This is a genomic window from Rhodanobacter aciditrophus (assembly GCF_050026795.1).
Classification (GTDB): domain Bacteria; phylum Pseudomonadota; class Gammaproteobacteria; order Xanthomonadales; family Rhodanobacteraceae; genus Rhodanobacter_A.
Genome location: NZ_JALBWP010000012.1, coordinates 352,090 through 364,874, shown reverse-complemented (window position 1 = coordinate 364,874; position 12,785 = coordinate 352,090). Strand labels below are relative to the sequence as shown.

The 12,785-nt window shown below is 68.6% G+C and carries 8 protein-coding genes; 3 read left to right on the top strand and 5 right to left on the bottom strand.

The genetic code is table 11. From position 1 onward, the window contains the following. Positions 1–40: 40 nt before the first annotated feature. Positions 41–1,507, bottom strand: a complete 1,467-nt coding sequence (locus ACQGNW_RS14675; protein ID WP_426663964.1) for a phytoene desaturase family protein — start codon at positions 1,505–1,507, stop codon at positions 41–43. 124 nt (positions 1,508–1,631) lie between these two features. Between ACQGNW_RS14675 and ACQGNW_RS14670 the strand changes: the two genes are divergently transcribed. The 3 genes from ACQGNW_RS14670 (at position 1,632) to ACQGNW_RS14660 (ending at position 4,171) form a co-directional block, all read left to right on the top strand. Further along, the gene (locus tag ACQGNW_RS14670; RefSeq protein WP_426663963.1) at positions 1,632–2,228 is read left to right on the top strand and encodes a TetR/AcrR family transcriptional regulator; all 597 of its coding nucleotides are present in this window, start codon (positions 1,632–1,634) and stop codon (positions 2,226–2,228) included. Between the two features lie 55 nt (positions 2,229–2,283). Continuing rightward, positions 2,284–2,772, top strand: a complete 489-nt coding sequence (gene tadA, locus ACQGNW_RS14665) for a tRNA adenosine(34) deaminase TadA (protein WP_426664777.1) — start codon at positions 2,284–2,286, stop codon at positions 2,770–2,772. A 112-nt stretch (positions 2,773–2,884) separates the two neighbouring features. Further along, positions 2,885–4,171 carry an NRAMP family divalent metal transporter gene (locus ACQGNW_RS14660; protein WP_426663962.1) on the top strand — a complete coding sequence of 429 codons (1,287 nt, stop codon included), beginning with the start codon at positions 2,885–2,887 and terminating at the stop codon, positions 4,169–4,171. A gap of 3 nt (positions 4,172–4,174) precedes the next feature. Here the strand turns inward: ACQGNW_RS14660 and ACQGNW_RS14655 are convergent, their stop codons facing one another. The 4 genes from ACQGNW_RS14655 to ACQGNW_RS14640 form a co-directional block, all read right to left on the bottom strand. Further along, positions 4,175–7,294 carry an efflux RND transporter permease subunit gene (locus tag ACQGNW_RS14655; protein WP_426663961.1) on the bottom strand — a complete coding sequence of 1,040 codons (3,120 nt, stop codon included), beginning with the start codon at positions 7,292–7,294 and terminating at the stop codon, positions 4,175–4,177. Beyond that, the gene (locus tag ACQGNW_RS14650; RefSeq protein WP_426663960.1) at positions 7,291–8,457 is read right to left on the bottom strand and encodes an efflux RND transporter periplasmic adaptor subunit; all 1,167 of its coding nucleotides are present in this window, start codon (positions 8,455–8,457) and stop codon (positions 7,291–7,293) included. Before ACQGNW_RS14650 ends, ACQGNW_RS14655 begins: the two co-directional genes overlap by 4 nt. A gap of 2 nt (positions 8,458–8,459) precedes the next feature. After that, positions 8,460–9,974 (bottom strand): efflux transporter outer membrane subunit, encoded by a 1,515-nt coding sequence (locus tag ACQGNW_RS14645; RefSeq protein ID WP_426663959.1) that lies wholly within the window; start codon positions 9,972–9,974, stop codon positions 8,460–8,462. Positions 9,975–10,231: 257 nt separating this feature from the next. Continuing rightward, positions 10,232–12,529, bottom strand: a complete 2,298-nt coding sequence (locus ACQGNW_RS14640) for a nitric-oxide reductase large subunit (RefSeq protein WP_426663958.1) — start codon at positions 12,527–12,529, stop codon at positions 10,232–10,234. Positions 12,530–12,785 lie beyond the last annotated feature (256 nt).

Below are 12,785 nucleotides of genomic sequence, written 5' to 3'. Positions count from 1 at the left end.
CCCGGGTTGGATGGTGAATCGTTGACGGCCGCGGGACCCGTCAGTGCCGAGCTTCGCCCAGCAGGGATTCGGCAGCCTGCAGGCCCGAATACATCGCCGCAGGTACGCCAAAACCCGGGAACGTGGTTTGTCCCGCGAGGTACAGGCCGGTCAATGCGGTGCGATGCGGGAAGTAGTGGTTGGGTGTGGTGCCGGGGGCGATGCCGTAGAGTGCGCCCTCGTGCAGGTGGCGTTGCCGCACGAAATCCTGCGGATCGAGCGTTCGCAACGTATCGACCTTCAGGCCCGGGAGATGCCGATGCAGCGCTTCAAGGTGCATGCCGAGCGCATGCCTGGTCATGTCCGGCGTCCACTCCTGCGCGTGCGAGATACCGGAGACGGGCGCGTACGTCTCGATGATCGTTGTGCCCGGTGGCGCCAGAGTGGGGAGCACCGCCGTGGGCGTCGTCCACGACAGCCAGGGGCGCATGGCCAAGGGCGACTGGTGCATTTCGCCTTGGCGCGCCATGTCCGGCACGTGGTTGACGATGAAGGCATCGGACCTGGGCTCGAAGCGGCCGGCCAGTTGCACGGCGATCGCGCGGTGCGACAGCGGTGCCTTGCCGGCCCTGCGCCGCAACGTTCCTGGGACGTCCCGCGCCGGCAGCAAGCGTTCGACCACGTCGAAGCCCGCGCAGGTGGCAATCACCTGGCCAGCCGGAACGCGCTCGCCGCTGGCCAGCATGACGCCCGCCACGGCGCCGCGAACCACCTCGATGCGATCGGCCTTGCTGCCGCAACGGACCGGTACGCCAGCTTGCAGCAGCGCACGGTGCAGGGTCGCCGTGATCGCGCCCATGCCGCCAAGCGGCAGGTGGAACCCTTCCTCCAGCATGGCAATCAAGCCGATCATCTGCGTTGCGGGAAGGCGCCGGGGTGCCGTGCCGGTATAAAGCAGGGTGGACGCCACCGCCGCCTGCAAGGTCGGGTCGGGAAAGTGGCGCGCGATCAGGCGGTCCGCCCGGCCACCCAGCTTGGGCAGGTGATGCCACAGGCGTGCGATGGCCCGGGGCAGGGAGGGCTCGTTGGGGAGGATTTTGTCCACCAGGCAGCGATAGATCGGTTGCCAGTCGGCGTGCAGCTCGCGCAGCCCGTCGCGCAGCAGGAGCGTTCGTGCCTGTGACTCCACCCCTTCCGCATGGGCGACATCCGGTGATCCGAGGTGGATCACGGTACCGTCGTCGAGATGCGTTTCGTGCGGATGCGCGATCGGCATCAAAGGCACTTCGGCGTCGAAGTCGAGTCCCAGCTCTTCGAATGCGCGACGCAACAGCGAGGGTACGGCCACGTAGACCGCGCCGTTGTTGAACGTGCAGCCGTCCAACTGCGCGCCGGAGCAGCAGCCTCCGATGGCCTGCGCGGCTTCAAGCACGATCGTTTCTCTGCCGGCGCGCGCCAGACGCAGGGCGGCCGACAGGCCGGCCAGGCCGGCGCCTATCACGATGCATGGGCGGGAAACACTGGACATGTCGGGCGCTCGGGACGGAAGGGAAGGGAGGAGCGATGGGGCTCGGCGCATGCCAGGCGCTTCGCGTGCCGCTAATTATTGAACAATGTTCGATATTAGTCACTGTTCAATGTAAGCTGCAAGCATGGCGACCCCGACACGCAACGACCGCAGACGCGCCCGTACCCGCGAGCACCTCGCTGCGGTGGCGCGAGCGCTGTTCGAGCGGCACGGCTACGAGGCCGTCACCATGGAGCAGATCGCCGCGGAAGCGGATGTGGCCCGCGGCACGCTGTACAACCATTTCGCGTTGAAGGAGGCGGTGCTCGCGCACGCCCTGCATGCGCAACTGGCGCACGATCTGGAGCCGCTGTTGCACAAGGTTGTGGCCCGCCGCAGCCTGCGGACGCAGCTCGCCGGCGTCATGGAGGCATCGGCGCGATGGTGGGAGGCGCACCGCAGTTACGCCGCTCCCTATATCCGCCATCGTTTTCAGATGCTGGGGGACGGCAATGCCGGGCAGGGCGACTCGGAGATGCTCACCCTGTACGAGACGCTCATCGAGCAAGCACAGAGCCAAGGCGAGATTCGCAACGATATCCCTGCTGCGCTGCTGTCCAGCCATCTGCATTTTCTGTATCTGGGCGCGCTGCTGCGCTGGCTGGAAGATCGCCGGATCAAGCTGACCGACGAGCTCACTGGCGCCTTGGCCTTCTTCATGGCAGGTGCGGCGGTGCGATAGTCGGCCGCTGGCCAGCGCCGGGTTGCTACAATGGCGAAAAATCCCGCGTCGCATGATGGTCGCCCACAACCCCGCATCCCCCACGGTGTTCTCAGCCACCGACGAAGCCCACATGCGCCGCGCCCTGCAGCTGGCCGCGCATGCCCGCGACGCCGAGAGCGAGGTGCCGGTGGGCGCGGTGCTGGTGCTGAACGGGGAGATCGTGGGGCTGGGCTGGAACCGCAACATCACCCTGCACGATCCCACCGCACACGCCGAGGTGATGGCGCTGCGCGCAGCGGGAGAAAAAGTCGCCAACCACCGGGTGGTGGGGGCTACCTTGTACGTGACGCTGGAGCCGTGCGCGATGTGCGCGATGGCGCTGATCCACGCGCGCATCGGCCGTGTGGTGTACGCGGCCACCGACACCAAGACCGGCGCCGCCGGCAGCGTGTTCGACACCCTGATCGACCCGCGCCACAACCATCGCCTCGAGGTGCAGGGCGGCCTGCTGGCCGAGGAATCGGCCACGATGCTGCGGGATTTCTTCCGCGCCCGGCGCTGACTTTCACTTGCGGCCATGGGCGGACTCCCGTGGCTACCCCTGACCTGGATCAGGTCCGCCGGACAGGCTCGCCTTACAATGCGAATCATTCGCAATTGAGCCGAGCGAGTCGATGCAGATCGAAGCCGCCGAAGCCCTGCCGGGCACCGGAGCCCTCCGGGCGCGGCCACCAGGGGGACGACTGGCGCGCCTGCTGCGTTTTTTCGCCGTCGCCGGCCCCGGCATGGTGGTGATGCTGGCGGACACGGACGCGGGCAGCATCGTCACGGCGGCGCAGAGCGGGGCGGAATCCGGCTACCGGCTATTGCTGCTGCAGGTGATGCTGGTGCCGATCCTGTTCGTGGTGCAGGAGCTCACGGTTCGCCTCGGCATCTTCACCGGACACGGGCACGGCTACGCCATCCGCCGGCACTTCGGCCGGTTCTGGGCCTGGGTATCGGTGTCGACCCTGCTGTTCGCCTGCGTGGGGGCGCTGATCACCGAGTTGAGCGGCATCGCCGGCGTTGCCGCGCTGGTGGGCATCCCCGCCTGGCTCAGCATGCTCATCGTGGTGGCCGGGCTCACCGCGATGGTCTGCAGCGGCTCCTGCCTCACCGTGGAGCGCATCGCCCTGTGCATCGGGTTGTTCGAGTGCGTGTTCCTGCTCGTCGCCTGGCTCGCCCGGCCGGACTGGTCGGCGGCATGGGGCGAAACCCTGCGAGTGCCGTTCGCCGACCACCACTACCTGTACCTGGTGGCCGCCAACATCGGTGCGGTGATCATGCCGTGGATGGTGTTCTACCAGCAGTCGGCGGTGGCGGAGAAAGGTTTGACGGCCGCCGACCTGCGGGCGGCGCGATGGGATACCGCTATCGGCTCGGTGGCGACCCAGGCGGTGATGGCAGCCGTGCTGATCGCGGTGGCGGCCACGATCGGGCGCTCGGAACCGGGGCGACCGCTGGGTACTGTGCAGCAGATCGTGGAAGCGGTCACGCCGTTCCTGGGCCGCTGGACCGGCACCCTGATGTTCGCGCTGGGCATGACGGGAGCCGCGCTGGTGGCCACTATCGTGGTCACGCTCACCGCGGCCCGTGCGCTGTGCGAGGTGATGGGTCTCGAGCACTCCCTGCGCTATTGCCCGCAGGAGGCGCCGTGGTTCTATGGGTCCTACGCCTCGATCCTCGCCCTGGGGGGCGTGCTGGTGGCTTCCGGTACCGATCTGGTGGAACTGAGCGTGGGCGTGCAGGTGATGAATGCCTTGCTGCTGCCGATCGTGCTGGGCTTCCTGTTCCTGCTGGCCTGGCGCGTGCTGCCCGAGCCGCATCGCCTCAAGGGAGCCTATGCGGCCGTGGCCGGCGCCACCATCGCGCTCACCACCGGGCTGGGCCTGTACGCCGGCATCGCCGGTCTGCTCGGATAGCCGTCACACCTGCAACCGGTCGTCGTCGCGCGCCACCAGGCTGTACAGCACGGGCATCAGGAGCACGCCGATCACCAGGCGCGAGATCATGCCGGCGACGATCACCAGCGCGAACGGGCGCTGCGAGTCGGTGCCCACGCCGGTGGCCAGTGCCGCCGGCAGCAGGCCCAGCGCGGCCACCAGCGCGGTCATCATGATCGGCCGCAGGCGCAGCAGGGCGGCCTGGCGGGTGGCTTCGGCGATCCCCATGCCGCCCAGGCGCAGCTCGTTGACGCAGGAGATGTAGACCACCGAGGTCAGCACCGAGACGCCGAACAGCACGATGAAGCCGATGCCGGAGGACACCGAGAACGGCGTGCCGGTGAGCCACAGCGCGAGGATGGCGCCGACGGGCGAGGTGAGCAGCACGCCCAGCACGGTGATGAACGGGAACTTGAAGTTGCCGTACAGCACGAACAGCAGGCCGAAGATCAGCAGCACGGTGAGCGGCAGGATCACGTCCATCTGCGCGCGCGAGGCGGTGTATTCCTTGTACTCGCCGCCCCAGTCCAGCCGGTAGCCCTGCGGCAGCTTCACCTTCTGCGCCACCTGCCTGATCGCCTCGCCGACCGTGCTGGCGAGGTCGCGCCCGCTCACCGAGAACTGCACGCCGATGTAGCGCGAGTTGTCCTCGCGGTAGATGAAGGAGGCGCCGTTCTCGACCCGGATGTCGGCCAGCGCCTTCAGCGGAATCTGCTGGCCGCCGGGCGTCAGCACCGGGATGTCGCCGATCTCCTGCGGATTGTCGCGGTACCGGCGCTCGAGCCGCACCACCAGATCGAACTGCTTCTCGCCCTGCACGACCTGGGTGGCCACGTCGCCGCCGACCGCGGCCTCGATCACGTTGTTGACGTCGGACACGTTGAGCCCGTAGCGCGCGATGGCCGCACGGTCGATGGCGATCGCGAGGTTCGGCTGGCCCAGCTCGTGCACCAGGGTCACGTCGGTGATGCCGGGCACCTGCTGCATCGCTTCCTTGATCGCCTTGCCCTTGTCCTGCAGCGTCTTGAGGTCGGGCCCGTACACCTTCACTGCCAGCGAACTCTTGAGGCCGGTCTCGGCCTCGTCCACCGCATCCTCGGCCGGCTGGGTGTAGTTGAAGGAAATGCCGGGGAACACCGCGAGCTTCTTGTTGATCGCGTCGATCAACGCCTGCTTGCTGGCGTACTTGCCGCCCCATTCGGAATACGGCTTGAGTCCCACGAAGAACTCGACGTTGAAGAAGCCGGTGGAGTCGGTGCCGTCGTCGGGCCGGCCCAGCTCCGAAGTCACCGTGGTCACCACCGGGAAGGAGCGCAGGATGGCGCGGATCTTCGGCGTGATCTCGGCCGACTCCTTGAACGAGATGGTGTAGGGCATGGTGGCGCGCACCCACAGCGAGCCTTCGTCGAGGTGGGGCATGAATTCCGCGCCGATGCGCGGCGCCAGCAGCATCGAGAGCGCCAGCAGCACCGCCGGCACCAGCACCGTGCGCCGGCGCGCGGCGAGGCAGCGGTCCAGCCAGCGGGTATAGGACACCTGCAGCTTCTCCAGGATCGCATTGCGCCGCTCGCGCACGCCCTTGCGCATGAACAGCGCGCACAGCACCGGCAGCAGGGTGAGCGTGACCAGCAGCGAGCCCACCAGGGCGAAGATCATGGTGTCGGCCATCGGCTTGAACAGCGTGCCGGACGGCCCGGTGAGCACGTAGATCGGCAGGAAGCTGGCCACGATCACCGCCATGGCGTAGACCAGCGGGCGGTCCACCTCAGAGGCCGCGACGCGGATCACTTCGCGGATGTCGTACCCGGTGCCGTGCCGCTTCGCCAGCTCGCGGAAGATGTTCTCGACCATGAAGATCGCGCCATCCACCAGGATGCCGAAATCCACCGCGCCGATCGAGAGCAGGTTGGCCGAGGCGCCCTGCAGCTGGATGCAGACGAAGGCGAACAGCAGCGCCAGCGGTATCGTCGCCGCCACGATCAGGCCGGCGCGCACGTCGTACAGGAAGAAGATCAGCACCGCCACCACCAGCAGCATGCCCAGCAGCAGGTTGCGCTGCACGACGTGGGTAGTCTGCGCGATCAGGTCGCTGAGGTCGTAGAACGGATGGATCTTCACGTCCGGCGGCAGCAGGTGCTCGTTGAGCTCGCGGGTCTTGGCCTCCACGCGCTGCAGCACGTCCTGGGTCTTCTGTCCGGCGAGCATCAGGATCACGCCTTCCACCGCGTCGTCCTGGCCCATGTAGCCGAACTCGCCCAGGCGCGGCGCGATGCCGATCTCCACCTTGCCGACGTCCTTCACCAGCACCGGCGTGCCGTTGTGCACGGCCAGCACGATGTTGCCGATGTCCTCGGTGGTCTTGAGCAGGCCGAGGCCGCGCACGTAGAAGAATTGCCCGCCCTGCGTGTAGAAACCGCCGCCGGCATTGCCGTTGTTGGCGGCGATCGCCGCTTCCACCTGGCTCACCGACAGGCCCTGCGCCGCGATCTTCGCGGGATCGAGCAGCACCTGGTACTGCATGTCGCCGCCGCCGAACGCGGAGTCGTCGGCGACGCCGGGCACCGAGCGGTACTGCGGCGCGATCACCCAGTCCTCCAGCGTCTTCAGCTCCATCGGCGAGCGGTCGGTGCTCTCGAGCACGTAGCGGTAGATCAGCCCCGACGGAGAGGACAGCGGCGACACCGAGGGCGTCACGCCGCTGGGCAGCGCGATGCCGCCGAGCCGGTTGAACACGCGCTGGCGTGCCCAGTAGTCGTCGGTGCCGTCGTTGAAGGTGAGGGTGACGTCGGACAGGCCGTACAGCGAGATCGAGCGCTTCACCGACAGCCTGGGAATGCCGTTCATGCCCAGCTCGACCGGCACCGTGATCAGCCGCTCCACCTCCTCGGCGGAATGGCCGGGCCACTGCGTGATGATCTCCACCATCGGCGGCGAGAGGTCGGGGTAGGCGTCCATCGGCAGGCGTTTCAGCGCCCACATGCCGGCACCCGCCAGCAGCGCCGTGAGCAGCACGATCAGCAGGCGCTGCTGCAGCGCGAACGCCACGATGCGGTTGATGAAGGAGGCCGGACGCGCTCCCGGTGGCGGCGTCAGCTCGCTCATTGGGTCTGGATGAATCGCACGAAGATGCCGCCCTCGGTCACCACCTTGTCGCCGGCTGCGAGGCCCTTCGTGACCAGGTAGCGGTCGCCCGTGCGCGCGCCCAGCGTCACCGGGCGGCGCGCGTAACTGCCGTCGGATTCCCGCACGTACACGAAGGGCAGGTTCTCGTCGTCGCGCAGCACCGCGTCCACTGGCACCAGCAGGCCGCGTTCCGGCCTCGCGGAGCGGACCCGCACGCGCACGTACATCTGCTTCTTCAGCAGGCCGCCGGGGTTGTCCACCACCACGCGGGCGGCCACCGAACGGGTATCGGGATCGACCTCGGGCGACACGTTGGCCACGCTGCCGGGCAGCGTCTTCGCGCCGGCGCCGGTTTCCACTTCCGCGCTGTCGCCGACCTGCACCTTGGCGAGGTCGTTGCCGAACAGCTGCGCCATCACCCACATCTTCGACAGGTCGGCCACGGCGAAGCAGGGTGTGCTGCCGGCCTGCAGCAGCTGGCCGGGCGTGATCGAACGCTGCACCACGGTGCCGGCCATCGGTGCGCGGATCACGCCCTGCAGGTTGGCCACCGGACGGCCCTGCTCGATGGCCCTGATCGTCTGCGGATCGACCTGCAGCGCCACGAGCGCCAGCCGCGCCGCGTTGCTGTCGGATTCGGCGCCCACCGCATCGGACTGCGCCTGCGCGTTCTCGCGCTGCGAGATCGCGTCGTGGGCGTACAGGTCCTTGTCGGTGGCAGCGAGCTGTGCGGCGGCGCGCGCGGCCGCCAGTGCCTTGCGGTAGCCGTCCACGGCCGCGGCGAAGTCGGGCGAGGCCACGGTGGCCAGCGGCTGGCCCTGCTTCACCCGGTCGCCCAGGTTCACCAGCACCTTGAGCACCGGGCCGGAGAACGGCGCCAGCACCGCGGCGGAACGGTCATGGTCATAGTCCACCACACCGGTGGTGTCGGTCTCCGTCCGGTAGGTCGATGGCTCGACCGTGTAGAGCCGGATGCGCTGCTGTTGCGCCTGCGTCAGCGTCACGTTGTGCGGCGTGGTGGCGGCACCTTCCGGCGCGCTCGCGCCGGATGAACAGGCGGCGAGCGCGAGGGCTGCGAGCAGCGCCGCGAACGCGACGCCGCGGCGCGGGAAGGCAGGGAAGGACGGGACGGGCTTGTTCATCGTCACTGCTTGCTCAGATCGGAGTGGTGCCACCAGCCACCGCCCAGCGCCTGGTACAACGCGGCCGTGTCGGCGTAGCGGTTGGCCTGGGCCTGCACCAGGGCGACGCGCGCCTGCTGCCAGGTCTGTTCGGCGGTCAGCCATTGCAGGTTGCCGGCGTAGCCGTCCTTGAGCTGGCGTTGCGTGAGATCGAGCGTCAGCCGCGCGGCCCGCTCGGCCCCGGCTGCCGCCTGCAGCGCCCTGGCATCCTGATCCAGCGCTGCCAGCGTGTCGGCGACGTTCTGGAACGCCGCGAGCACCGTGCCGCGGTACTGCTCGGCGGCTTCGTCGTAGGCCGCCTTGGCCGCGCGCTGCTGGTGCAGCAGGGTGCCGCCCTCGAAGATCGGCGCAGTGATGCCGGCCGCCACGTCCCAGAAGCCGGTGCCGCCGGTGAACAGCCTGGAGAGTTCCAGCGCCGAGCTGCCGGCATCGGCGGACAGCGTGATGTCCGGCAGCCGCGCCGCGGTGGCGACGCCGATCGCGGCGCTGGCGGCGTGCAGGTTGGCCTGCGCCTGGCGCACGTCCGGCCGCTGCGCCACCAGGGCCGAAGGCAGGGACAGCGGCAGTTTGCCGGGAAGTTGCAGGCTGTCCAGCGCGATCCCGCCGTCCGCCGCCTGCGACGGGAAGCGTCCCGTGAGCACGGCCAGCTGATCGCGTTGCTGCGCCAGCTGTTTTTCCAGCGGCGGCAGCGTGGCCCGGGTCTGCGCCAGTTGCGATTCCTGCGCGGCGAGATCCACGCGACTGGCGTAACCCCTGGCGTACTGGTAGCGCAGGATGCCGAGCATCTTCGTGTCCGCGTCCAGCACCTGCCGCGTGGCGTCGAGCTGCGCCTGCAGCGAGGCCAGCTGGATCGCCGCCACCGCCACGTTGGCGGCCAGCGTGTTCCACGTCGCGATCATCTGGAAGCGTGCAGCCTGTTCCTGCGCCCGGAGCGACTCGGCCGCGCGCCGGTTGCCGCCGAACACGTCCGGTGTGTAGGAAATCGAGAGCTGCGGCGTATACAGGTTGTACTGATACTCGCTCGACACCACGGGATAGTTCGGCGTCGGGGCGAGCTGGGTCGACTGCCGCTGATGGCTGGCCGAGAAGCTCGCCGTTACGCTGGGCAGGAACGCGCCGCGCTGCGCCAGCGTGTTCTCGCGCGCCACGCGCAGGGCTGCCTGTGCCGCCTTCAGGTCGTGGTTGTGCCGCAGCGCCTGGCTGATCAGCGCATCAAGCGGCGCGGAATGGAACAGCGTCCACCAGTCACCGGGAATGTCCGCGCCCGGCTCGAGGTGCTGGGCCGCGCCACCGGCCACGCCCGGCGTGGCGACGGTCGTCGAAAGCGGATGCGGCGCGTAGCCGCCGACTGCGGGCGGCGCAGGCGTCTTGAAATCCGGCCCCGCGGCGCAGGCCGCGAGCAGCGTCGCGGCGGCCACCGGCACGGCGAATCGCAAGGCTTGCGCCAGGGGCACGCGGACGAACGGCAAGGCAACCATGGCGAACCCGTACTCTCCTCACGCATCGTTGCGGCGAGAGACGAGCCCCGCGCCATCGGCCATGCTTCGGCTCCGGGCCCCAGTCTTGGCGGACGTCCCGGGCAAGCACGAGCCGCCGAAGATATTCCCTCGGCGGCAGGCGCGGCAACGCTGAATTTTCTTGCGACAGGGGAGCGCGGATTCGTTGGCCCGGCGAAACCCGCCGATCAAGGACGGGCAGCCGGTGGAGCGCGTCCACCGGCTGCCCGCGCGGCCGCCTAGCGGCCGGGTGCCGCGAGGCGGGCGCGGTGCTGGCCCCACAGCTTGGCCAGGAAATCCCAGGCCATCAGCAGCGCGCCGGCGGCGAACACGATGTCGCCCGGCATGCGCATCCACTGCCAGAACGTGGTGGTGTCGTAGAACGCGAGGCTGCGTGCGTAGGCGTAGCCGTGGGTGTAGACCGCTTCCAGCTGCGGCCAGCCCACCGGGTAGAAGTTCATCACGATCCACATCACCACGCCGATGTTGTACAGCCAGAACGCCCACACGCCGCAGCGGTCGCTCCACGGGCGCTCGCCGTTGAAGTAGCGCAGCACCATGTAGAGCAGGCCGATGGCCAGCAGGCCGAAGGCGCCGAACATCGAGGTGTGCGCGTGGTTGAGGGTGAGGAAGGTGCCATGCTCGTAGTAGTTCACCAGCGGCGCGTTGAGCGTGCCGCCGCCGAACACGCCGGCGCCCACGAAGTTCCAGAACGCCGCGCCCAGGATGTAGAGGTAGGCGAGCTTGTACGGGAAGTTCTGCTTGGCCTTGATGTGCTGGTGCTGGTCGATCGCCTCCAGCGCGAGCAGCACCAGCGGCAGCACCTCGATGAAGGAGAACATGCTGCCCACGCCCACCCACAGGCCGGGCTCGCCGGCCCAGTACAGGTGGTGGCCGGTGCCGAGCACGCCGCCGATCACGATCAGGATCCATTCGAACAGCACCGCACGCTCGGCCATCTGCCGCGACACCAGCCCCAGCGCCATCAGGAAGTAGCCGGTCACCGAGGCGGCGAACAGCTCGAAGGCCAGCTCGACCCACAGGTGCACCACCCACCAGCGCCAGAAGTCGGTGATCGAGAACGAGGGGTTGGGCGAGCCCAGCGGGATCATGCCGAACACGTAGAACAGGGCCACGGTCAGCGTGCTGATCCACACCAGGTGCTCGATGCGGAACAGGCCGTACAGCGAGCCGCTCTGCCGGAACAGCGTGCGCAGCGTGGGCAGGAACGCGCGCAGCAGCACCAGGCACCACACGGCGAGGCCGACGAAGAACAGGATCTGCCAGAAGCGCCCCATCTCAAGGTAGGACAGCCCCTGGTTGCCCAGCCAGAACCAGTGCTGGTCGACGATGCCGGCGATGCCGAGGTAGTTGCCGATCAGCGCGCCGGCCACGATCACCACCAGCACCCAGAAGATCAGGTTCACCAGGAAGCGCTGCCCGCGCGGCTCGCCGCGGCCGATGATCGGGGCGAGGAACAGGCCGCCCGCGATCCAGCTCACGCCGATCCACACGATGGGCGCCTGCAGATGCACGCTGCGCAGGAAGGCGAACGGCAGCCACTTGTCCACCTCGATGCCGTAGAAGCTGGCGCGCTCGGTGTAGTAGTGCGCCATGATCGAGCCTGCCAGGATCTGCACCAGCAGCACGGCGGCCACGACCAGGAAGTACTTCCACAGCGCCTTCTGGCTCGGCGTCGGCGCGAAGAACTTTTCCAGCACCGGTTCGAAGGTTTCGTTCGGCGCCTTGGGCTCGATCCACAGGCGGAAGATCACCAGGATCGCGCCGATGGCGAAGAACACCATGGTGAACGAGGCCCAGGTCCAGGTGAACGTGGCCGGCGTGGGCTGGTTGCCCACCAGCGGTTCGGACGGCCAGTTGCTGGTCCACGAGTAGTCCTTGCCGGGACGGCGTGCCACCGTGGTCAGCGAGGAATAGAGCAGGAAGCCCGCGGTCTGCCGCGCGCTCTCGGGGTTCAGCGCGCGGGCGCCGGTGTAGCCCTTGGTGAAGTCGTCGCGGCGCAGCGATGCGCCGATGCGCGTGCGCAGCGTGTCGATCGCCCTGGCCACCGTGTCAGGCAGCACCACGTGCGACTGGCTGAGGTCGATGCCCTGCAGTTCCGCGCGCATGGTCCGCGTGATGCCGGACTGCCGGTCGGCGTCGAGCGCGTCGAACGGCTGGCCGTAGCGCGCCTGCGCCAGGTTGTCCCGCACCTCCTTCGCCAGCTGCACGAGGTACTCGGCGGTGTAGTCCTCGCCGAAGGACGAACCCATGCCGTACAGGCTGCCGTAGTCCATCAGGTCGGCTTTCTGGAAGCCGGACTTGCCGGCGACGATGTCGGCGTAGCTCAGCACCGGCGTGCCGTCGGCCGTCGCCATCAACTGGGGAATCGGCGCGGCCTGCTGATAGGTGGAGCGCGTGGCCGCCAGCATGCCGGCCGAGCAGGCGATGGTGACGGCGACGAGAATCCAGACCAGTATTCGGCTGATGCGATCCTGCGGGCCGGCCGGGTCCGCAGATGGCGTGGCTGAGGCCATGCAAATCTCCTTGGGAGGATGGGTGGGGGAGGGGAAGCGGGCGGCATGCTAGGTGCCGGAATCGCTGTTGCCCCTGATCTGCATCAGCCCGCGGACCATCGGCAGGGAAAGCGTGTCGTGGCGCGGCCGCGGCGGCTGCGGCATTTCGTCTCACGCGCGACGGAACACGTGCGGCAGGCGGCGCGGCGCCCGGCACCCTGCAGGATGTTTGGGGGGGAGACCGGTGTCGCGGTGCAGGCGATATGGAGTCGGCGTG